Below are 22147 nucleotides of genomic sequence, written 5' to 3'. Positions count from 1 at the left end.
CATGTAACAGCAAAAAGCAGAGCTCAGCTCTGCTTTTTTATTTGCATAATCGCATTTAAATTAACGCGCGTTTGTGCTTTCGAAAATCTTATCAGCAGATGCCGCTACAAACCCTGTGTAAATTTCACCATCTGGTTTTTCATAGCGAAGTGCAAACTCATAGAAACAACTTGGGATGCTAAATTCACCATCACTGAACTTAACGTTGAAGTGATCAGCAAGTGTTGACGATTGCTCCAATAATACCTCTGGTGATCCTTTGATTTCACCACCTGAGCTATTTAGCTCAAAACCAGCGTCTTTCAATGCTTGGTTAACCGCTTCAATGGTGCTGAAGTTTTGCAAATAGTTAATGCTCACTGTGAAGTGGTTTGCACGGTAACCCCATGCAGCCATCCACGCAGCATATTCGCTTTCTTCTAATAACTGTTTGTACTGCTCGTGGCTAACTTGCCAGTGTGTACCTGAGTATAAGAAGTTGTCGGCAGTGATAGCACTTTCATCGATTTGCGCGACCATATCTTTAACAATTGCTTGTAACTGAGGTGAACACTTCTCAACTAATAGCTCCGAAATGAACACTTTAGGTTTTGTTGGATCTGAGTGTTCAAAGTGCTTTGCATATAGCTTTTTAGCTTCGAAATGGTATTCGCCACACTCTTTGTAACCAACCGCTTTGAAATGCGCTGCTAGTTTTTCTAGGCCAACTTTCTCAAGGTTGAAAGTACGTAGTGCAATATGGTCATTGATCACATCATCTTTTTGCGTTGAACCAAGCAGCTCATGAACTTTAACTGCTGAAGGTGTTACCGAAAGATAATTATTCCAAAGTTCGTCAAATAGTTGATCAACATTGTTGTGCATAATGGGTTCCTTAATTTTGCGGATTGTCCGCGTTAACTTGGTGCGATTAAGCCCGACGCAACAAGTTTATAAAGTAAAGGTTCTCACAGAGTCACCGTTGTTTAATGCCAATGCCTTCGCGACATCAGGAGCAATAAATAGCGTTTTGCTCTGTTCATCATAAGAACATTTATCAGTAAAAGTTGCTTTAAAGTTTGCAAGCCCTTGATTCGATATAGCTCTTGCTTTACCCGATACGTCACTGCGTATCTCAATCTGAGCAACCTTAGAGCGTTGAACAGTACGAATATTTTGTAATTTCGCCTCAACAGTTGGGCCTGCATCAAACAAATCTATATAGCCTCTGTGCTCAAAACCTTCTTTTTGCAAAAGTTTTAAAGCTGGTTTGGTTTTTTCGTGTACTTTGCCTATTACAGCCTGAGCATCAGTACTGAGTAAATTTGCATAGATAGGGTATTTTGGCATCAGTTCGCTAATAAATACTTTGTCGCCTAGACCAACTAGATGGTCGGCTTGCGGAAACTCAATACTAAAAAAGTGCTCTTGTAGCCACTTCCAAAATGGAGAGTTACCTTCACTGTCACTCACGCCGCGCATTTCTGCGATAACCGTATCGCTAAAGCGTTCACTGTGATCTGCCATAAACACAAATCTCGAGCGGCTTAAAAAACGCCCAGCCAAACCTTTGCGAAATGGCTCTCTTAAAAACAATGTGCAAATTTCGCTACACCCAGTGTAGTCATTACACATGCTCAATATGTCAACGGTATTGTAAACATCAAGCGTGCGTGAATGATGCACAGTTTTACCTAAATGATAGTGATAAAGGGGAACCTGCATGCCAACCGCCGCTTCGATGGCGGTAGTGCCCATGATTTCGCCTGTTTCACTATCTTCAAGTACGAACACGTAGCCTTCATCAAACGGCTTAGACAGTGTTTTGCTAAAGCTTTTCTCAGAGCGCGCTATTTTGTCTTGTAATAACTGGTCGTCTACTGGTAACGACGTAAAACCGTGACCAGACTCTATGGCGATTTGTTTAAAAGCTGCGAAATCGCTACTCGCTATCGGTCTTAATATCTGCATAATTGCATCCAAAGGGAGGCCGTTACACCTCCCAAACCGATTAAGCGCTAGCTGCTTGCGCCGTAGCTGCTACAACATCAGCTACCGCCATTTCAAAGCGCGCTAAACCAGCTGCAATATCTTCATCAGGAATCACTAATGAAGGCGTGAAACGAAGCACGTTGGTACCTGCAACTAAGGTCATAAGGCCATGTTTGGTGCTTGCAAGCATAAATTCACGGGCGCGGTCTTTGTAGCTATCGTTCATTACTGCCCCTAATAACAAGCCTTTACCACGTACTTCAGAAAATACGTTGTACTTTTCGTTGATAGCACTTAGACCATCACGGAATAATTGCTCCTTGTGCTTAACTTGGCTTAACACGTCTGGCGTATTAACTGTATCGAACGCTGCTTCTGCAACGGCACACGCCAGTGGGTTACCACCGTATGTAGAGCCGTGAGTACCTACTTTAAGGTGTTTAGCGATTTCATCCGTGGTGATCATAGCGCCAATAGGGAAACCGCCGCCCAATGCTTTTGCTGTGCTTAAGATGTCTGGCGTTACACCAAGGCCTTGGTATGCGTAGAGCTCGCCTGTACGGCCAACACCTGATTGTACTTCATCAAAAATCAACAAGGCATTGTGCTTGTCACAAAGTGCGCGCACGCCTTCAACAAACTCTTTAGTTGGTGTGATGATACCGCCTTCACCTTGTAGTGGCTCCATCATAACCGCACAGGTTTTGTCGCTGATAAGCTTTTCAAATGCTGCTAAATCGTTGTAATCACAGTGTACGATGTCAGCAGGCTTTGGACCAAAACCGTCAGAGTAAGCAGCTTGACCGCCCACAGTTACTGTGAAGAAGGTACGACCGTGGAAACCTTTGTTGAATGCGATGATTTGTGTTTTGTCTTCACCGTAGTTATCTAGTGCAAAACGACGAGCAAGCTTAAGTGCCGCTTCATTTGCTTCTGCACCTGAGTTTGCAAAGTACACTTTGTCGGCAAACGTAGCATCAGTGATTTTTTTTGCTAAGCGCAATGCTGGCTCATTGGTCATTACGTTTGATAAGTGCCACAGTTTTTGGCCTTGTTCAGTCAATGCGTTAACGAGAGCTGGGTGACAGTGACCCAAACAGTTAACGGCGATACCACCAGCAAAGTCGATATACTCGTCGCCTTTTTGGTCCCATACACGTGAACCCTTACCTTTAACAGGAATCACTTCTGATGGGTTGTAATTTGGTACCATAACCTGATCGAATAATTCGCGGTTAGTTTGCATGACGACGTCCTCTTAATTTACTTCAACTTGTTGTGCATCTTTTTTAAACAAATATAAAGATGCTGATTTATCAACATTATTACGATGATTTACGTAAATTTGCAGTGCAAAAATAAACAAATTGATTAAAATAAAAAAAAAATTAACGAAATAATTTAGCAAAATGATAAATTCACAAGACGAAAAGCTAATTGCTTTGCTAAGAAGTAACGCCCGCGCCAGTATTTCAGATTTAGCAAGAAGCCTAGATTTATCTCGCTCAACCGTGCAAAGCCGCTTACAAAAATTAGAGCAATCTGGCGTGATCAAAGGCTACAGTGTCGAGTTTGGTCAAGAGTACTTATCTGAACTTGTAGAAGCCCATGTATCTATTAAAGTGAAGCAAAAGCTGACCACCAAAACCAACATTGCCTTAAAACACATGAGCAACATCAGTGCCCTATATGCCATCAGCGGCGAATACGACATGATAGCGGTGGTCGAAGCACAAAGCCTGCAACAGCTCAGTGTTATTTTGGATGACATCGGTAATTTAGAAGGGGTAGAGCGCACCAACTCATCGGTTATTTTAGAAACCAAGTTTAAGCGTTAAGGTAAAGTGCTATAACCTTTGCCTTGAGGAAATTTGGTAGGTCGGATAAGCGAAGCGCCATCCGACATAAAAGTAACGCGACACAGTTGTGGAGTCGTCGTTAAGGGCGCTTAACTATTTGAAGCTGCTAGCGCTGCAAATGGTATTTCGCATATTACAACTATAATCGGGACGAAAATTGAGTAAAGAAGGGCTTTCGTTGCGTTGTAATCAAGCATTAACTTGATCACTAAGAATGGGATCAACAAATAAAATACATAACCTAGTAATGCAAAACCTGGTGTTAGCTCATAAGAAAGTACAAACATATTAAACAACCACAGTACAACCGAGGACACGATAACGATAGCAAATGCCTGCCACCAACCAATTTCGGCATGAAATTCGTCTAACTTTTGATACTTTTTATCTAACAGTTTGTATATGAGAGCTAAAATCAATCCAGCCAATGCAGCATGCAACATAAAGAGGGTTCCTTTTTAATTATTAGTTATTGGTTTTTCTATTAGCAGCCTATTTCGCACAGCCAACTGTGCGAGATACTAGCATAATCGCTATAAGCTGTACCTTTTTTATTAGACCATTTAAATGGCGAAAGCGGATAAAACGCTCGAATTATTGCCGTATTTAAATGAAAATAAACGTGTAGGTTAAATATACCTAAGGCGCTATCCAACTACTTAAAAAGTTACGAATGACCTTCAACGTTCGAGCGAATAAAAAGCGCGTTACAACTGCGCAGAATCAAATAATTCACAGGTCAAATCTTGCCATAAAAGCCAATGGTCAGTAATGAGCATGAGGCGTGTAAACAAGGTCATTTGATTTCTCTTATTACTGAATTAATATGGGTTATATTCACGTGCATTCAAAAAGGACATTTTGTGGCGATAAACCATAAATCTAAACGGTTGACTGCGAGCAGGGATTTTATCGCAGATAATTATCACGCTCCGCTGAGCTTATCCGATATCGCAAAGCGTTCATACATGTCTCGTTATCATTTTTTGCGTGTTTTCAAAGATACCTATGGAGAAACGCCCAACGAGTTTTTAATTCGCCTTAGAGTCGAGCAGGCAAAAAATATGCTTGTTACAGAGAACTTTACTGTCTCAGAAGTTTGCGAAAAAGTGGGTTATACGAGCCTGGGTAGCTTTTCATCGTTGTTTTTAAAGCAAGTTGGTATGGCACCTACTTTATATCGCCGTAAGCTTTGGGCTTTGTCTAGTGAAGCATTTCGTTTTCCTTCACAAGCTATACCAGCATGTTATGCCTATCATTTTTTGCGCAAATTAACTAAGTGAGCAATATTGGAGAAATATCACTTTGATTAAATCTATAAAATAAAGATGAATTAACAACAAGGACTTTAAAATGATCACATCCATAGCGCATACAACCATATATGTACTTAATCAGGACAGCGCACTTGATTTTTACAAAAACAAACTCGGTTTTGAGGTCGGTGATGATATGAAAGTGGAGGGCGACTTTAGGTGGCTAACGGTACATCCAAAATCTAATCCACAACTTCAGCTGGTATTGGCAGAGCCAAAAGAGGGGCCGATGTTCACTAAAGAGTCTGCTGAAAAAATACGAAGTTTAATCGAAGAAGGCGCATTCGGCGCGGGTGTTTTTGAAACTGACGATTGCCAAAAAACCTATCAAGAGCTTGAGGGCAAAGGCGTGGAGTTTATTCAGCCACCTACTGAACAACTTTATGGTATCGAAGCCATGGCCTTAGACAACTCGGGAAATTGGTTTAGTTTGGTTGAACGAGTAAATACTTAACCTCAGCTGCGGATAAGAGTTTTGATGGCTCACAATGGAGATGTTGTAACCTTTTCAATATCCAATGATGGTATTTCGCTCAATATCAAGGCATTTTCGCGAAGTAATAGCGTGCTATTACAAGTGAAAATAACGAAGAGAGTGTGCGAAATAGCTTTATTGGGCAAATTCGCTTATGTGCAGCTGAGGTTACTTAATAATACGCAAAGCCAGCAAGGCATCTCAAATAGTGCCTGCTGGTTTATAAAGCACAATTCAAAAGTAACACAGCACAGCTTAGCCGTAACGCCTAAACTTTACTCGCTCAGCTATGACTGGCACTTAAATTGGCAGTCATGATAACTGCTACTTTATTAAAACCATCAATTTGTTCTGGCATAAGGCCATGGCGCATTTTTTGTTTATGGGGTGGGTAAGCTCTGCCTCCAATGTGATTTTCACTTTGCTACAAGCGTGAGTAATCAAATATCTACTGTCGCATGTTTTACATTAGTCTTATCACGCTAAGCGTGGTAGCATCAGTCACGGTTAGCATCAACACCATAACCAAGCAACCATAGGCGAATAATCGCCATCTTTCCTATTTTCAACAAGTTATTTAAGCCCTGATGTTTGCACACACAGTAGATAACGGCCAAAAACATCTAAGCATTACATACCTAAGCTAATTAGCGCAGATAAGTATGAGTTGTCACTTTACTGATTGTTTCGCAACAATGTTAAATATTTGTTTTATTTTATCGTAACTCATTGAGAGTATGATTAATTTTATTCACTTTACAGCCATATCACTTCGTATTAACGTAGCAATCTGTTAATAGCTTGATAGTTGGTCTGTGTTTTGCTGTATAGCCTATATGCATTAAACACAGTCCGATATCACAAGATATTGCACATCAATGGTGCAATATCATTAAAGATGCACTGTCATAATGCGTAAACACTCTTTTGATTTACTATTGTTATGACTACCACTGTTTCCGATTGTTAAGCAGTTAAAGGCACGGCACTGTGGCAAGGATTAATTTACCATCACTAATGGTTTATTTGGAGCCTGCTATGTTAACCAAACGCTTTTTTAAAACTAAAGATGAAGCCGAAGTCACCTTTGAATTTTCGCACCCTAACGCCCAAAAAGTCGAACTTGTTGGCGAGTTTTCCGATTGGAAACCGCTGGCGATGAAGTTTGTTAAAAAGGACAAAGCTTTCAAACTTAAACAACGATTACCCGTTGATAAACAGTATCACTTTAAATACCTGATCGACGGCGAGCAGTGGGATAACGATAGCCAAGCAGACGCTTATGTACCAAACAGCTTTGGTACCGACAACAGTATCGTCAACACCCAACGTCTAGCGTAGTCGCCTATATGCAAGGGTTATCTCAGCTGTTTTACTTGCACGGTATTGGCTACGACTATACAAAATACACCGGGGAGCATGTGGTATTTGACCAACAAACTAGAGCGCAGGCGCTGCGTTGTTGTGGTGTGGATACTACAGATTTGGCTGCTATCGATAAGTTAAATTTTGAGCTGGATATTGCACCATGGCTTAATGTTATTGGTGAAGTGTGTTTGGTGGAGCAACAAGACTCCCTACTAAAAATGCGACTACCAGAGCATCAGCTCAATGGCATTGCCAGTGTTTATATTAAAGCGCTTAACTACGAACATCAGTTTGCACTGACAAGCGGCGCCGTTATTGGTGAATATTTGTTTGAAGGCACGCGCTACGTCGAAGTAGCCTATCAAATTAAAGCTATCCCTACTGGCTATTTCGATACGGATATTTATTTGCCATCGGGTAAGTACCAAACACAAGTTTGGTCGGTACCCAGCGAATGCTATAAACAAGCAGCACAGCCATCTTGTGGTATTTCTGTGCAACTGTATACGTTAGCCAGCGATAGAAACCTTGGTATTGGCGACTTTGCAGACCTACAAGAGCTAGTAATACAAAGCGCTAGCCACGGCTGTGATTACATCCTTTTAAACCCTCTACATATGCTGTTTAAAGAGCAGCAGCATAGGGTGAGCCCATATAGCCCAAACCATAGAGGTTTGCTCAACCCCTTATATATCGCTGTTGATTGGTGTGATGACTTTGCGCAAAGTGACCAGATTAAACATCAGTTTGAGTTATCTTTAAATGCATTGAAGACGAATAAACAAGCGCCATTTATTGATTACGAGTTGGTTAGCGAGCATAAATATCGTTTGTTAGACATGCTCTATCAACACTTTAAGCAACATCAAACGCCTAAAGTTGTGCAAGCGTTTGCATGTTTTAAACGTGAATTCGCCACGCCACTTGAAGTGCTTAACAACGATGAGTGCCAAATTTATTGGCAATATCTAGCCACACAGCAGCTCAACCGGTGTCAGCGATTAAGCCTAGAAAACGGTATGGCCGTTGGGCTAATTAATGACTTAGCGGTAGGATGCGCAGAAGATAGCCTTGAATTTAACGCCAATAGGGCACTCTATGCAGATAAAGCACATGTAGGTGCGCCACCTGATCCATGGGCCGAAGCTGGCCAAGATTGGGGCCTTCCAGCGCTCAATCCAATTGAGTTACGCAGCAATAAGTTTGAATTTTTTAAACAATTACTACGTAGCAATATGAAGTCTGTTGGCGGATTGCGCATTGATCATGTCATGGCTATCAGACGTTTATGGTGGTGCTTTTCAGTGCAAGGTACGCTGCAAGGTTGCTATGTATACTACCCATTTGAACATCTTATTGCGCTACTCAAAATAGAGTCTCAACTACAGCAAACCATGATCATCGGTGAAGACCTAGGTGTGGTCCCGCCGGAAGTGCGTTCGGTCATGCTCGATGCCAATATATTAGGCAACGTGCTGTTTTACTTCGAGAAAGACCAAAACGGCGAGTTTGTGCAAGCGCAACATATTAGAAGCCAAGTGTTACTAATGGTCGCAAATCATGACGTACCGCCATTTAACGCTTGGTGGCAAGGTGAAGACTTGATTGTAAAAAGCCAATACAAACTATTAGACACACAAGCACTGCCAAATGAGCAAAGTAAACGAGATAACGAAAAAGACCGGCTTCTACGCTGGTTTGAAAAAGCAGGCGTAGAGCATTTTAACAAGCAAAGCGACGCTACAAAGGTTTATGAAGCTTTAATTACGCAACTCGCTAAATCTAACGCTACGATGCTGTGCATTCAACTTGACGATTTAGACGAACAGGATTTACCGGTGAATATTCCAGGTACTTACCTCGAATACCCTAACTGGCGACGCAGGCTCAAACATAGCATCCGCGACATTTTTACCAACAAAAGTGATTTTATAAATTCAATAACTCAAAGCAGGAAAGGATTATGAACAGTGTAGTATCAGCAAACAAACCAGTTCGAGATTATTCAGAGCAACTTAATGCATTACAAAGTGGTTGCTATGCTGATCCCTTTTCATTTTTAGGCTTGCACCCAATATCTGCAAATGAGTACGAATTAAGAGTTTATTTACCCGGTGCTGATTCAGTGAGTATTGAGCTCAAAAAAGGCCCAGTTAAACTCAAGCGCTATTTAACCAGTGACTTATTTTTGCTGTCATTAACCACACCATTAAGCCATGACAATAAACTGATTATTGAATACTCAAAACAAAAACAAATTAAACACGATGTTTATCGCTTTGGTTGCCACTTAGACGAGCAAGCCCTGTATCTTTTTAATGAAGGGACGTTAGAGCACGCATACCAACACTTGGGCGCGCATTTTATTACACATGAAGGTGTCGAAGGGGTGCGTTTTTCTGTTTGGGCCCCTAATGCCAAAAGTATTTCAATTATTGGCGACTTCAATTGTTGGAACCGCTGTGAGCACTTTATGCGCTTTCACCCAGCCAGTGGTATTTGGGAGCTATTTATCCCTCAGTTACAGCCAAACCAATGTTATAAATACTCTATTGTAGATGGCTACGGTCATGTTCAAGACAAAGCCGATCCGTTTGCTTTTAAAATGCAACAAGCACCGGGGACAGCTTCAGTGTTGCAACCTTTAAAGAAACATAAAGCACTCACCGACACACAACGTCTTGAACGCGCTAAACGCAACCATGTTAGCGCACCGGTAAGCATCTACGAAGTACACCTTGGTTCGTGGAAGCGCCGACCAACAGAAAATAACCGCTATTTAACTTATCGCGAACTCGCTGACGACCTGATTCCTTACGTTAAAGATATGGGCTTTACCCATCTGCAACTCATGCCGATAAGTGAATACCCGTTTGACGGCTCTTGGGGATATCAACCGGTTGGCCTGTTTTCACCGTCGAGCCGCTTTGGCAGTTTTGAAGACTTTATTTATTTTACCGAGCGCTGTCATGATGAAGGTCTTGGACTATTAATTGATTGGGTGCCCGGGCATTTCCCTTCAGATCCACATGGTTTACACAAATTTGATGGCACCCATCTGTACGAACATGCCGATACAAGGCAAGGTTTTCACCCCGATTGGAATACCTATATTTACAATTACGACCGCCCAGAAGTTAAAAGCTTCTTGCTCGCGAACGCCATTTATTGGTTAGAAGAATTTAAAATTGATGGACTACGCGTCGATGCCGTTGCCTCTATGCTTTATCTAGATTACAGCCGAAAAAACGGTGAGTGGATAGCGAACAAATATGGTGGCCGTGAAAACCTAGGAGCTATCGACTGCCTACAACAGGTAAACACCCGCTGCTATGGCACCGATTCCAGTATTATGATGATTGCAGAAGAGTCAACCGCTTGGCCAGGAGTTACTAATACAGTTGATAACAATGGCTTAGGCTTTGGCTTTAAATGGAATATGGGCTGGATGAACGATAGCCTAAACTATATGAGCCGTGACCCACTTTATCGCCAACACCATCATCATGAAATGACTTTCTCAATGGCCTATGCCTATTCTGAAAACTACATTTTACCGCTCAGTCATGATGAAGTTGTACATGGTAAAGGCTCACTACTGAGCAAAATGCCCGGAGATGATTGGCAGCAATTTGCCAACTTAAAAGCTTACTATGCATTTATGTACGCCCACCCAGGTAAAAAGCTGTTATTTATGGGGAGTGAATTAGCAAGCCGACACGAGTGGGATCATAACAAAGGACTGGAGTGGCATTTACTTGAACATGAGTCTCACAGTGCCATTCAAAAAACGGTTAAACAGCTAAACAAACTCTACACTACTACGCCTGCATTATATGAGTGTGATCATACTCCAGCAGGCTTCCAATGGATCGACTGCAACAATGCGGCACAAAGTTTATTTAGCTTTGCGCGTTTTGGCAAAGAAAGTAAAGAGCTGTTAGTTGTGATTAGCCATCTAACACCTCAGGTTTATCACCAGTACACCGTCGGTGTCCCTAAGTCAGGCGTGTATGAAGTCGTACTCAATACTGATGACGAGGAATTATACGGCTCTGGAGTAAAAGTTGTTGGTACTACGCAACAGCTAGTTCAAACACAGTCAACACCTTCACACGGTTTTGAGCAAAGTATTGTGATTAGCATTCCACCTTTGGCAACACTTTACTTACGTTGGATCACAGGCTAAGCGATGCTCAATTCAAGACGGGGTAGCTGTCGCCCGCTTGGCAGCACAGTTATTGAAGATGGCGTTAACTTTGCTGTATATGCACCTGAGGCTAAAGCTGTATATTTATGCTTATTTGACACCAGTGGCCACAGTGAAATTGCACGTATCTCTATGTATCTGCACGAAGGCGGCATTTGGAGCGTATATGTTTCACCACTCAACGTGGGGGCTTTATATGGTTACCGAGCCGATGGCGAATATAGCTCACCGAAGGGGAAGCTTTTTAATGTCAATAAACTTCTGCTCGACCCATATGCAAAAGATTTACAAGGTGAGTTTACATGGAGTGAGCGACATTTTTGTCACATGCCGGTTGGCAAGCTCAGTCACTCAGACAACGCCATTGATATGCCTAAGTCTAAAGTGGTTTCTATCGCAAAATATGAGGGACAAAAACCTAATATCCCGTGGTCAAGAACCGTCATTTACGAATGTCATGTAAAAGGTGCAACTGCAAGACACCCAGAGGTGTTACGTACATTGCGAGGTAAGTTTTCAGCACTTTGCGAACCGTCGTTTATCAGTCATCTTAAGTTTTTGGGCGTAACAACGCTTGAGCTTTTACCAGTTCATGCTTTTGTTAGTGAGCAATTTCTGACTACGAAAGGTTTAACAAACTACTGGGGTTACAATACGCTTAGTTTTTTTATTCCTCACAAAGCCTACTTGTGCAGCGCCGATATACGTGAATTTCAAACGATGGTCACTTCTTTACACCAAGCTGGCATCGAAGTGATCTTAGACGTTGTATATAACCATACCGCTGAGGCAGGCGTTGACGGACCTACATTGTCGCTTAAAGGACTTAATAATCAGGGCTATTATCGCAGTGTAGCCGGACAACCTGAAGTTTATATCAATGATACTGGTTGCGGTAACACGCTTAATATTGATGACCCATATGCGCTTGGATTAGTACTCGATAGCTTACGATACTGGGTAGAAACAATGGGCGTAGACGGTTTTAGATTTGACTTAGCCACTATTTTAGCCAGAAATAGCGACGGTTTTAATCGCTACCACGCATTTTTACAAGCCGTAATTCAAGACCCAATTTTGCAACAAGTTAAACTGATCGCTGAACCGTGGGATATTGGCCCTGGGGGATACCAATTAGGTGCATTCCCAGCGCCTTGGCGTGAATGGAATGATAAATATCGCGACACAGTTAGGCGCTTTTGGCGAGGTGACCAAAGTGTACTGCCAGATTTAGCTAAGCGTATTCATGGTTCACATGACTTATTTGAGCATAATCTACGCGGTCCTTTAAGTTCTATTAATTTTATTACCAGCCACGATGGGTTTACCTTAGCTGATTGGGTGAGTTACGAACATAAACACAATGAAGCCAACGGCGAACAAAATCTAGATGGCCATGGTGCTAACCACTCTATGAACTGTGGAAAAGAAGGCTTTTCAACTGATCCAAAAGTGACGTCTCTACGCCTAAAAATGCAAAAAAATGCCTTATTAACACTATTTCTTTCTAAAGGCATACCAATGATTGCTTCGGGCAGTGAATTTGGTCATTCGCAAGGTGGTAACAACAACGCATATTGCCAAGACAACCGCAGCAATTGGCTAGCGTGGAAATCGTCTCAGTTTAATCACAGCCTAACGTTTTTTATCAAAGAATTGGTTACGTTACGTAAGCAGTTTGATGCGTTTGCACACCCTTTTTATATACATACCGACGATAGTCGTTTTTCAGTTCATTGGTTAAATGAGCATGGCGAACCGATGCAACCACAACAATGGCACGAAGCTGAACGTCAATGGCTGGTTTATATGCTGGTCGATAAGCAACAGCAAAAGGCACTGCTTATCATGTTTAATGCCAGTAAAGAGCCTTTGAATATGGTATTTCCAACACCGCCTTTTAGTGCGCAATGGCAATTGGCACTCACAAGCTGTAAAAGTGCAGACGTTATCGAACACTCAATCTCTATTTCTCCCCAATCTAGTTGGGTTTTTACATCTGTAAATGAAGGAATTACTCATGGCTAAGAAAAGCGCTGAAGTGTGCGTAGTAAAGCATTGGCAAGAAGCACCTAAACTTGATGAAAGTACCTTCAGTGACGATTTGATGCGTCACTTTTACTACACGTTAGGACGAGACAAAGTCGGCGAGTCCCAACTGTACTTATACCACGCATTGGCTATGACCATTCGCGATAGACTGATATCTCGATGTAGAGCCACCAATCAATTCCTAAAACAGAAAAAGACCCGCAAGGCCGCATATCTGTCACTCGAATTTTTGATGGGACGCGCGTTAGGTAATGCTGTATTGAACCTAGATTTACACAAAAGCACCGAAGATGCGCTCAAGCAATACTGCGCCGATTTAGAAAGCGTCGGGGAGGCAGAACACGATGCAGGGCTTGGTAATGGAGGCCTTGGACGTTTAGCCGCTTGTTTTTTAGATAGCTGCGCAAGTTTGGCTTTACCTGTGATTGGCTATGGCATTCGCTACGAATACGGCATGTTTAATCAATCGATTGAGCAGGGCAATCAAGTAGAGCAACCCGATAATTGGCTCCGTGAAGGGCACCCTTGGGAGCTTGCTGCACCTGAGCAATCACAACGTATTAAATTTTTTGGCCATGTCGAGACTTTTCGCGATAAAAGCGGCAGAGAGCACCGACAGTGGGTCGATACTCAAGATGTCTTAGCGGTGCCATACGATGTACCTATACCCGGCTATAAAAATGGCGTAGTAAACACTTTGCGATTATGGAAATCAGAGGCGACTGACGAATTTGACTTGTCAGAATTTAATGCTGGCAGTTACTCAGAAGCAGTCGCCAAAAAGAACTTAGCAGAACAGATAACTATGGTGCTGTATCCAAACGATAGTAGTGAAAATGGTAAAGAGCTGCGTTTACGTCAACAATATTTTCTCTCTAGTGCCAGCTTACAAGATATCCTGCTGCAATGGGTTGAGCTATACGGTGCTAACTTTGCTGATTTTGCTGATTATCACGTTTTTCAATTAAACGATACACACCCAAGTATTGCCGTCGCTGAACTAATGAGACTGTTTGTCGATGTTTATGAGCTTGGCTGGGATGACGCTTGGCAAATAACAACTCAAACGATGGCGTATACCAATCATACTTTACTCCCAGAAGCCTTAGAAAAGTGGTCAGTGCCTTTATTTGAAAAGCTATTGCCGCGATTATTAGAAATCATCTACGAAATTAATGCTCGTTTTCTAAAGCAAGTATCACTGCACTGGCCGGGCGATGTTGATAAACAACGTGAGTTGTCGTTAATCGAAGAGGGCGACGTGCCGCAAGTGCGTATGGCTTATCTCGCCATCGTAGGCAGTTACTCCGTAAATGGGGTCGCGGCGCTGCACACTGAACTATTAAAATCAGGTTTGTTCAAAACTTTCTACGAACTTTGGCCTGAAAAATTTAATAATAAAACCAATGGCGTAACACCTAGGCGCTGGCTTGCACATTGCAATCCAAGTTTAAGCAAACTGATCAGCGACAAAATTGGTAGCGGTTGGATAGCTAACTACAGTGAAATTTCTAAACTGCGCCGTTATTACGACGACGAAAAGTTCCAAAAGCAATGGCAGAAAGTTAAAACAGCCAACAAACAAAGATTGTGTGATTTGGTTAAACAACGCTGCGACGTAGAGTTTGATGTCAGCATGATGTTTGACGTGCAAGTTAAGCGTATACATGAATATAAACGCCAACTCCTCAACATATTACATGTTATTCATTTATATGACCGTATTTTAAAAGGCGACGTACAATCTCTTGCCCCTAGATGTGTGCTTATAGGCGGAAAAGCCGCACCTGGTTATTATATGGCAAAAAAAATAATCAAGCTGATCAACAACGTCGCTGCAGTTATCAACAGCGATGACAAGGCAAAGCCTTATCTCAGAGTGGCGTTTTTTCCAAACTATAACGTCACTGCAATGGAAGCGATTTGCCCCGCTACCGACTTGTCAGAACAAATTTCAACCGCCGGCAAAGAAGCCTCTGGCACTGGCAACATGAAGTTTATGATGAATGGGGCTATCACTATTGGCACACTTGATGGCGCAAATATTGAGATCCGCGATAACGTCGGTGCTGATAACTTTTTCCTATTTGGCGCTCATGCAGAACAAACAGAAGAAATACGTGCCCAATACAACCCACAAAGAATAATTTCGCAAGACGCAAATTTAAGTTCGATTATGCGCCTATTAGAAAGCGGCCACTTCAACCTACTAGAACCAGGTGTTTTCGATGATTTGATCAACGCCATTAAAAGTCCGCAAGACCCATGGCTCACAGCCTATGATTTTGCAAGTTATATAGACGCCCAACAGAAGGCATCTGACACTTACTTAGATCAGCCAACTTGGACACGTATAAGCATTTTAAATACCGCGGCCAGTGGAAGTTTTTCCAGTGACCGGACCATTTCGCAATATTGCGACGAAATCTGGCGCCTAGCGCCAATGCAATAGACCACTACACAAGGATATTTGGAGAAAGTTATGCCCAGTTACGCAAACCGCTACATAAGTAGCTTAACCAGAGAAACCTACGCTTTAATTTTAGCTGGTGGTCGAGGCTCTCGTTTACATGAATTAACCAATTGGCGTGCTAAGCCCGCTGTGTATTTTGGTGGTAAACATAGGATCATCGATTTCCCTCTATCAAACTGCATCAATTCTGGGATCAGACGTGTTGGCATCGCAACACAGTACAAATCGCATTCGCTTATTCGCCATGTCAATAGAGCATGGGGACACTTCAAAAAAGAACTCGGTGAGTCGGTCGAAATTCTACCTGCATCACAGCGCTATGGCGATGAGTGGTACTGTGGAACAGCAGATGCGGTGTTTCAAAATATGGATATCATCCGCCACGAATTACCAAAATACGTGATGATCCTTTCGGGCGATCACGTCTATCGTATGGACTATGGTGCATTGTTAGCTAAGCACGTAGAAACAGGGGCTGACATGACAGTGTGTTGTATTGAAGTGCCCTGTGAAGAAGCGGCGAAAACATTTGGTGTAATGACCGTTGATAGTGACAAACGTGTTCGTCGTTTTGATGAAAAACCAGCTCACCCAACCTCTATTCCGGGTAAAGATGGTTTGTGCTTAGCATCTATGGGCAACTATGTTTTTAACACCGAATTTTTGTTTGAACAATTAAAACAAGATTCGGAGCGTGAGGGATCGGGTCGAGATTTTGGTCATGACATCATCCCAGCTATCATTGAGGAACATAATGTATTTGCATTTCCATTTCGAGATCCAAGCTATGAAGGGCAACCCTACTGGCGTGATGTGGGTACATTAGACTCATTTTGGGAAGCAAATATGGAACTGGTATCACCAGAGCCACAACTTGACCTGTATGATCCTACGTGGCCAATTTGGACCTACCAGGAGCAACTTCCTCCCGCTAAATTCATTTTTGACGATGATGATCGCCGCGGTATGGCTGTTGATTCAACGGTATCTGGTGGCTGTATTATCTCTGGTTCTAAAGTTAAAAAATCATTACTCTTTTCAAATGTGCATGTGCATTCGTATTGTGAAATTGAAGGCTCCGTCGTACTACCCGGTGTCGTTATCGAACGTAACTGTAAAGTACGTAACGCCATCATCGATAGAGGCTGCCATTTACCAGAGGGCTTAGAAGTTGGATTTGACCCTGATTTAGATAAAGACAATGGCTTTAGAGTCACAAATAAGGGTATAGTGCTGGTCACAAGAGAAATGTTACTTGCGTATAACCAAAAGCAACTGACAAATAAAGAAAAACTTCAAACTGCATAAATAAGGCGTAGCATGCGGGTATTAATGGTTGCAGCCGAAAATGATCGGCTGCCAAATTGTAAAGTTGGCGGCGTCGCCGATGTCATTCGCGACATACCTTATGCATTAAGTGCACAAGGTGTCGTCGTGAAAGTCGTTGTCCCTGATTATGGGCAAAGTCATTTAAATAGAACATTTGTTGGTGATATTGCAGTGCCTTTTCGTCAACACTTAGAAACTGCGACTTTGTGGCAAGTCGAACAAAGCGATGGGGTAACACAATATGTGATTTCCCACTCTTTGTTTAGTGAACATCAAGGCGCAATTTATTGTAATGATGACCACAATCGTCCATTTGCTACCGATGCAACTAAGTTTGCATTTTTCAGTGCGGCGGTCTGTGAAGCCATAGAGCATAAGATGTTTGATGATCTGGATGTCTTACATTTACATGATTGGCATGCAGCGTGTGTCACTGTGCTACAAACATTTAGCCCTAGGTTTGTCTATTTAAAACAACTAAAAACGGTTTATACCGTTCATAATTTGGCTTTACAGGGAATACGACCGTTTGGACACGATGAATCGTCCTTAGAGGCATGGTTTCCAACGCTTGGCTATGATGGCCAACAACTGTGTGATCATCATCACCCGCATTGTTTTAACCCCATGCGCAGCGCTATTTGTTTGGCTGATAAAGTGCACGTGGTCTCTCCAACGTATAGCGAGGAAGTGCTCCATAGCAGCGAACCCGACAGAGGATTCTTTGGTGGCGAAGGCTTGGAGCACGATATGCAAATCGCTAAGCGCCAAGGGAAACTTGTGGGTATACTCAATGGTTGCGAGTACCACGAAAACGATAATGCGCACAATATTACACTTGATCAATATTACAATTTGATAGATTGTGAGCTACTTCAATGGATGGCAAAACAACCTCAACTATTAGCTTGCCATTACATTGCGCATCAGCGACTAAAGAATTGGCAGTGCGAAGTTTCAAACGGCCCTCTTATTACCAGTGTTGGCCGATTAACTGATCAAAAAGCGTTATTGCTTAGACAAAGTTATAGTCAAGGTATCGTGCTTGATGAGTTGGCTCTAATCGCAGCTAACATTGACGCTAGAATAATCATCTTAGGTTCTGGCGACCCGCACTTAGAAAACCTTTTCACTCAGGTGATGTCGCGTCATGAAAATGTGCTCTATTTAAATGGCTATGGACAAAATCTTGGTGACTATTTATATCAGCTTGGAGCGCTGTTTCTGATGCCCAGTTCATTTGAACCATGTGGTATTAGCCAAATGCTCGCGATGCGCGCAGGCCAACCATGCTTGGTACATCAAGTTGGTGGGCTCGTTGATACTGTTACCCATTTACATAATGGCTTTGCATTCTCAGGAGACGATTTAGCAGAACAAGCTTCCAAGTTAATTGAGACATTCAAATTTGCACTCACTATGTATCAATCCAACCCTAATCAGTATACTCAGTTAGCTAATAATGCCTCGCAAGCAAGATTTACTTGGCACTCATCGGCACAGGAATACATTTCGCAATTGTATGAAATGTAAGAAGCAATACATATATTTTACATTGCGTAAACATTTTTATAGTATTCCCTAAAAAGCAGGCTAAAGCCTGCTTTTTAATTTGTAGCTGCTATAGTTATTAAGTTAAATTTCATGCGTATTAATATCTTAGTTCTATATTAATTTTAGTCATTTAGGTTTAGAATCGCACTTTATACAAAGAATAAAGTGCTACATTTGAAGTGGCAAATACCGAGGAGTCAACGTTTGAAGGTTTTTGTTGCTCGACAAGCAATTTTTAACCGCCGTAAACAGGTGGTGGCTTACGAGTTATTATTTCGAGATGGTACACGTAACAGTTTCCCTGACATTGCTGAAGACGTTGCAACAGCAAAGCTGATAATGGATAACCAGTTAAATTTGGGGACTCGCTATCTCACATCTGGTAAAAAAGCGCTCATAAACATCGGACCCGATTCTCTAAAGCAAGAGTTAGCGCACTTTTTACCCGCAAGAGATGTCATTTTAGAGCTATTAGAAAGTATTAACCCGACATCTGACAACTACGAGAAAGTCAGGCAATTATTTCACCAAGATTATAGACTCGCCCTAGATGACTTTGAATATACAAAAAAGTGGGAACCATTTTTAAAACTGATTAGATTAGTAAAGTTTGATATTCAACAAAATTCTTTAGACTCCATTTCTGAATTGGTCGAGGAATTTAAAAGAAGAAAGAATATGAAACTACTCGCAGAGAAAGTCGAGACCGAAGCCGAGTTTGAACAAGCCAAAGAAATGGGTTTTCATTTTTTCCAAGGCTACTTTTTTGCCAAGCCCCGAGTTATCCAACAAAATGACATTGAAACAAACCACGCCATTGTAATGCTCATATATTCTGAAGTGTTAAGAAAACACATGAATATAGATAAAATTGCACGCTTATTTGCACAAGATACAGCGCTTGCGTATAAACTCCTGCGCTTAATCAACTCTGGTGTTTTTCCTCTCAAAAATCGTATTGAATCATTAAAACAAGCGCTTGTTTACTTAGGTGATGAACGTATTAAGAAGTTTGTTGGCCTGATTATGACAGCGCATGTTGCAGAAGGTAAACCAACCGAGTTAACACGCCTAAGTATCGTTCGCTCTCGGTTTTGCGAATTAATTGCCAAATCAGTTAATCCCAATATTAAAAGTATGAGCTTTTTAACTGGTTTGTTTTCTTTGCTGGATGCGATTTTGGACAGGCCTATGGAGCAAGTTGTATCTCGTCTGCCGTTCCCTGAAGAATTACATGACGCGCTAATGGGTAAGCACAACTTGCTGTATTATATTTTAAATGTTGTTAAAGCATATGAAAGCGGTAGCTGGTGGCAGTTGCAAGAAGCCTGTAGCCTATTAAATATTGATGATAGCCGGCTTCCTGACTTTCATGTTGAAGCAATTCGTTGGGCCGACATGTATAATGAAACTCTATTCTAAAAAATGATATCTAACCATAAATGAACAGGATTTCTCAGCTCGACAGCTTACGGGGCATAGCCGTATTAGGCTTGTTGTTGCTAAATGTATATTATCTCGCATTATTTGAAACAGGGTATGTGCAGCCTTCATCACCTGTTATAAGCGATAGTATAATTTATTACTGCAACATACTGGCCCTTGATAGCCGCTTTCGCTCTCTCTTTTGTATGCTATTTGGTGCAGCTCTAGTAATACAATACAACAAAAACAAAGATATCGAAGCGCTTAAACCAAGGCTAATCGCCATCGCTATTTTTGGCGCGTTACACAGCATTTTTATATGGCCAGGAGATATTTTATTTAGCTACGGTATCGCAGGTTTTTTAACTTTGGCATATCTCCAGCGGGGCGATAAACAGGTATTAACGCATGGTATCGCACTGTTCGTTGCCAGTTGTGCTCTGTTGCTGTTGTTATCATTTACCTCAACAGATACGCTAATCAACCGACAAAGCTATGAATTTCAAGAAGCGTTGCTAAATGCGCCTACAGACTTGTTTGGTCTGCTAGTACACAATATTTCCATGACTGCCGTCATGTTGCTAATGTTACCCATCCTCACGTTATGGAATGCACTGGGCCTTATGCTCATTGGTATCTATTGCTTTCGCCAGCGCATTTTTACTACTGGTTTATCTAAAATGCATTTATTTTTGGTTATCACCGCGATGGCAATTTTATCTACCATCAATGTATTAATAGAAGTTGCAGGGCATCACGAATACAAAGGTATTAACGAGTCTTTTGTTTGGCTTAATGCCTTTTTTGGCGCGCTACTAATCACCCACTTAAACGCCAAGGCGAAGGGAAACCAGCTATGGATATCGCCAATTCAAGCTGTGGGCAAAATGGCGCTTACATGTTATCTGTTACAATCAATTGTTATGGTTGTATATTTTGTGTGGATCAACCCACAGGCTCGGCTTAGTTACAATCGTATTGACTATGTAGAAATTGCTTTGCTTGGTATAGGCTTACAACTTTTGTTGGCCCCTTTGTATTTAAGATGCTTTAAACAAGGCCCTTTTGAACTCGCGCTTAAGCGACTAAGCTTAAAATTTGCCTGAAATAACCCCCTTTGCTGGTTTTATAAACGACCTAAACGGATAAATTTGGGCATTTTAATATCGATTCGTTTAAAATACCCTTTTTACACATTTTAAAAGGGTGCTCGGTGGCGCAATTAACTCGACTTAATAAATATATCAGCGAAACAGGGTTTTGTTCTCGTCGTGAGGCAGACAAACTTATTGAAACTGGTCGCGTTAAGGTCAACGGAAATTCACCCGAGATGGGCTTGAAAGTGTCTGATGATGACCAGATCCTGATTGACAACAAGCCACTCAAAGCAAAGCCCAAACGCGTTTATATAGCTTATAACAAACCTGTAGGTGTTACCTGTACAACTGAGAAAAAAATACGAAGTAACATTGTCAGTGCCATAGATTATCCAGAGCGTATATTTCCTATAGGGCGTTTAGATCGCCCCTCTGAAGGGTTGATCTTCTTAACTAATGAAGGTGATATCGTTAATAAGATTCTACGTGCTGGTAATAACCACGAGAAAGAGTATGTTGTTAGCGTTGATAAACCCATTAATAAACGTTTTATTGAACGAATGGCAGGTGGCTTGCCAATTTTAGATACGGTTACAAAAAAGTGCTTTGTTAAGCAAACATCGAGCGATACTTTTACTATCGTACTAACTCAGGGACTAAATCGACAGATCCGACGTATGTGCGAATACTTGGGCTATGAAGTGACCAAACTTAAACGTGTACGTATCATGAATGTTAACTTAAATGGCCTACGTCCGGGGCAGTGGCGTCATTTGACCGATGCCGAAATGAAACAAATTAACGACTCTATTGCTGACTCGGCTAAAACCGAGGAAGGCTCAGTCGATCCAAACAAAAGAGAGCCTAAAGCAGCAAAGCACAAAGTTGCTATCAGGACTCATCATCAAAATGACGCTGTAGCTAAGCCACAACACAAGCCAAAAAAACCTAAACAAGACCATCCATCGACACGAAAATCTGGGACGCTTTCGCTTAAAAAACGTTAGCTTTTTGGGGC

18 protein-coding genes are annotated in these 22147 nt (G+C 41.8%); 14 read left to right on the top strand and 4 right to left on the bottom strand.

Features of this window, described 5'->3' with window-relative positions:
- Positions 1–60 precede the first annotated feature (60 nt).
- The 3 genes from HG263_RS07305 to HG263_RS07295 form a co-directional block, all read right to left on the bottom strand.
- A complete protein-coding gene (locus tag HG263_RS07305) occupies positions 61–864 on the bottom strand; it encodes a DUF1338 domain-containing protein (protein ID WP_171625412.1) in 804 nt (267 codons plus the stop codon).
- 66 nt (positions 865–930) lie between these two features.
- Positions 931–1950: an arginine N-succinyltransferase gene (gene astA / locus HG263_RS07300; RefSeq protein WP_171625411.1), complete on the bottom strand. Its 1020-nt coding sequence runs from the start codon at positions 1948–1950 to the stop codon at positions 931–933.
- A 40-nt stretch (positions 1951–1990) separates the two neighbouring features.
- Positions 1991–3217 (bottom strand): aspartate aminotransferase family protein, encoded by a 1227-nt coding sequence (locus HG263_RS07295; protein WP_171625410.1) that lies wholly within the window; start codon positions 3215–3217, stop codon positions 1991–1993.
- Positions 3218–3380: 163 nt separating this feature from the next.
- Between HG263_RS07295 and HG263_RS07290 the strand changes: the two genes are divergently transcribed.
- The gene (locus tag HG263_RS07290) at positions 3381–3809 is read left to right on the top strand and encodes an Lrp/AsnC family transcriptional regulator (RefSeq protein ID WP_171625409.1); all 429 of its coding nucleotides are present in this window, start codon (positions 3381–3383) and stop codon (positions 3807–3809) included.
- 110 nt (positions 3810–3919) lie between these two features.
- On the opposite strand, the gene HG263_RS07285 is transcribed toward HG263_RS07290, so the two are convergent.
- A complete protein-coding gene (locus HG263_RS07285; RefSeq protein WP_171625408.1) occupies positions 3920–4273 on the bottom strand; it encodes a hypothetical protein in 354 nt (117 codons plus the stop codon).
- Between the two features lie 420 nt (positions 4274–4693).
- On the opposite strand from HG263_RS07285, the gene HG263_RS07280 reads away from it, so the two are divergent.
- The 13 genes from HG263_RS07280 to rluF all read left to right on the top strand — a co-directional run bounded on the left by HG263_RS07280 (position 4694) and on the right by rluF (position 22136).
- The gene (locus HG263_RS07280; protein WP_171625407.1) at positions 4694–5113 is read left to right on the top strand and encodes a helix-turn-helix domain-containing protein; all 420 of its coding nucleotides are present in this window, start codon (positions 4694–4696) and stop codon (positions 5111–5113) included.
- Positions 5114–5183: 70 nt separating this feature from the next.
- Positions 5184–5600 (top strand): VOC family protein, encoded by a 417-nt coding sequence (locus tag HG263_RS07275; RefSeq protein ID WP_171625406.1) that lies wholly within the window; start codon positions 5184–5186, stop codon positions 5598–5600.
- A gap of 24 nt (positions 5601–5624) precedes the next feature.
- Positions 5625–5939 (top strand): hypothetical protein, encoded by a 315-nt coding sequence (locus HG263_RS07270; protein WP_171625405.1) that lies wholly within the window; start codon positions 5625–5627, stop codon positions 5937–5939.
- Between the two features lie 720 nt (positions 5940–6659).
- Entirely contained in the window at positions 6660–6962 is a 303-nt protein-coding gene (locus tag HG263_RS07265) for an isoamylase early set domain-containing protein (protein ID WP_171625404.1), read from the top strand.
- A gap of 8 nt (positions 6963–6970) precedes the next feature.
- Complete coding sequence (gene malQ, locus HG263_RS07260) at positions 6971–8956, top strand: 4-alpha-glucanotransferase (protein ID WP_171625403.1); 1986 nt, start codon at positions 6971–6973, stop codon at positions 8954–8956.
- The gene (gene glgB, locus HG263_RS07255; protein WP_171625402.1) at positions 8953–11178 is read left to right on the top strand and encodes a 1,4-alpha-glucan branching protein GlgB; all 2226 of its coding nucleotides are present in this window, start codon (positions 8953–8955) and stop codon (positions 11176–11178) included. The genes malQ and glgB overlap by 4 nt, the downstream gene beginning before the upstream one ends.
- 3 nt (positions 11179–11181) lie before the next feature.
- Positions 11182–13227: a glycogen debranching protein GlgX gene (gene glgX / locus HG263_RS07250; RefSeq protein WP_171625401.1), complete on the top strand. Its 2046-nt coding sequence runs from the start codon at positions 11182–11184 to the stop codon at positions 13225–13227.
- Positions 13220–15703 (top strand): glycogen/starch/alpha-glucan phosphorylase, encoded by a 2484-nt coding sequence (locus HG263_RS07245; protein ID WP_171625400.1) that lies wholly within the window; start codon positions 13220–13222, stop codon positions 15701–15703. The genes glgX and HG263_RS07245 overlap by 8 nt, the downstream gene beginning before the upstream one ends.
- Before the next feature lie 30 nt (positions 15704–15733).
- Positions 15734–17032 carry a glucose-1-phosphate adenylyltransferase gene (gene glgC, locus HG263_RS07240; RefSeq protein ID WP_171625399.1) on the top strand — a complete coding sequence of 433 codons (1299 nt, stop codon included), beginning with the start codon at positions 15734–15736 and terminating at the stop codon, positions 17030–17032.
- A gap of 12 nt (positions 17033–17044) precedes the next feature.
- Entirely contained in the window at positions 17045–18586 is a 1542-nt protein-coding gene (locus tag HG263_RS07235; protein WP_171625398.1) for a glycogen synthase, read from the top strand.
- Between the two features lie 225 nt (positions 18587–18811).
- Positions 18812–20029 carry an EAL and HDOD domain-containing protein gene (locus HG263_RS07230; RefSeq protein ID WP_171625397.1) on the top strand — a complete coding sequence of 406 codons (1218 nt, stop codon included), beginning with the start codon at positions 18812–18814 and terminating at the stop codon, positions 20027–20029.
- Positions 20030–20049: 20 nt separating this feature from the next.
- Positions 20050–21138 (top strand): DUF418 domain-containing protein, encoded by a 1089-nt coding sequence (locus HG263_RS07225; protein WP_171625396.1) that lies wholly within the window; start codon positions 20050–20052, stop codon positions 21136–21138.
- A gap of 107 nt (positions 21139–21245) precedes the next feature.
- Entirely contained in the window at positions 21246–22136 is an 891-nt protein-coding gene (gene rluF / locus HG263_RS07220) for a 23S rRNA pseudouridine(2604) synthase RluF (protein ID WP_171625395.1), read from the top strand.
- Positions 22137–22147 lie beyond the last annotated feature (11 nt).

It is taken from the genome of Pseudoalteromonas caenipelagi, from assembly GCF_013140855.1.
Taxonomy (GTDB): Bacteria; Pseudomonadota; Gammaproteobacteria; order Enterobacterales; family Alteromonadaceae; genus Pseudoalteromonas; species Pseudoalteromonas caenipelagi.
Note: the sequence above shows the minus strand (reverse complement) of the source record. Positions and strands in the feature narration are given on the sequence as shown.

What these genes read in the sequence shown, in the direction of transcription:
- glgC (WP_171625399.1), top strand. Translation starts at nt 15,734, where the DNA reads ATGCCCAGTTACGCAAACCGCTACATAAGTAGCTTAACCAGAGAAACC.
- HG263_RS07225 (WP_171625396.1), top strand. Translation starts at nt 20,050, where the DNA reads ATGAACAGGATTTCTCAGCTCGACAGCTTACGGGGCATAGCCGTATTA.
- HG263_RS07245 (WP_171625400.1), top strand. Translation starts at nt 13,220, where the DNA reads ATGGCTAAGAAAAGCGCTGAAGTGTGCGTAGTAAAGCATTGGCAAGAA.
- HG263_RS07290 (WP_171625409.1), top strand. Translation starts at nt 3,381, where the DNA reads ATGATAAATTCACAAGACGAAAAGCTAATTGCTTTGCTAAGAAGTAAC.
- astA (WP_171625411.1), bottom strand. Translation starts at nt 1,950, where the DNA reads ATGCAGATATTAAGACCGATAGCGAGTAGCGATTTCGCAGCTTTTAAA.
- malQ (WP_171625403.1), top strand. Translation starts at nt 6,971, where the DNA reads ATGCAAGGGTTATCTCAGCTGTTTTACTTGCACGGTATTGGCTACGAC.
- HG263_RS07270 (WP_171625405.1), top strand. Translation starts at nt 5,625, where the DNA reads ATGGCTCACAATGGAGATGTTGTAACCTTTTCAATATCCAATGATGGT.
- glgX (WP_171625401.1), top strand. Translation starts at nt 11,182, where the DNA reads ATGCTCAATTCAAGACGGGGTAGCTGTCGCCCGCTTGGCAGCACAGTT.
- HG263_RS07295 (WP_171625410.1), bottom strand. Translation starts at nt 3,217, where the DNA reads ATGCAAACTAACCGCGAATTATTCGATCAGGTTATGGTACCAAATTAC.
- HG263_RS07305 (WP_171625412.1), bottom strand. Translation starts at nt 864, where the DNA reads ATGCACAACAATGTTGATCAACTATTTGACGAACTTTGGAATAATTAT.
- HG263_RS07285 (WP_171625408.1), bottom strand. Translation starts at nt 4,273, where the DNA reads ATGTTGCATGCTGCATTGGCTGGATTGATTTTAGCTCTCATATACAAA.
- HG263_RS07275 (WP_171625406.1), top strand. Translation starts at nt 5,184, where the DNA reads ATGATCACATCCATAGCGCATACAACCATATATGTACTTAATCAGGAC.
- HG263_RS07235 (WP_171625398.1), top strand. Translation starts at nt 17,045, where the DNA reads ATGCGGGTATTAATGGTTGCAGCCGAAAATGATCGGCTGCCAAATTGT.
- HG263_RS07265 (WP_171625404.1), top strand. Translation starts at nt 6,660, where the DNA reads ATGTTAACCAAACGCTTTTTTAAAACTAAAGATGAAGCCGAAGTCACC.
- glgB (WP_171625402.1), top strand. Translation starts at nt 8,953, where the DNA reads ATGAACAGTGTAGTATCAGCAAACAAACCAGTTCGAGATTATTCAGAG.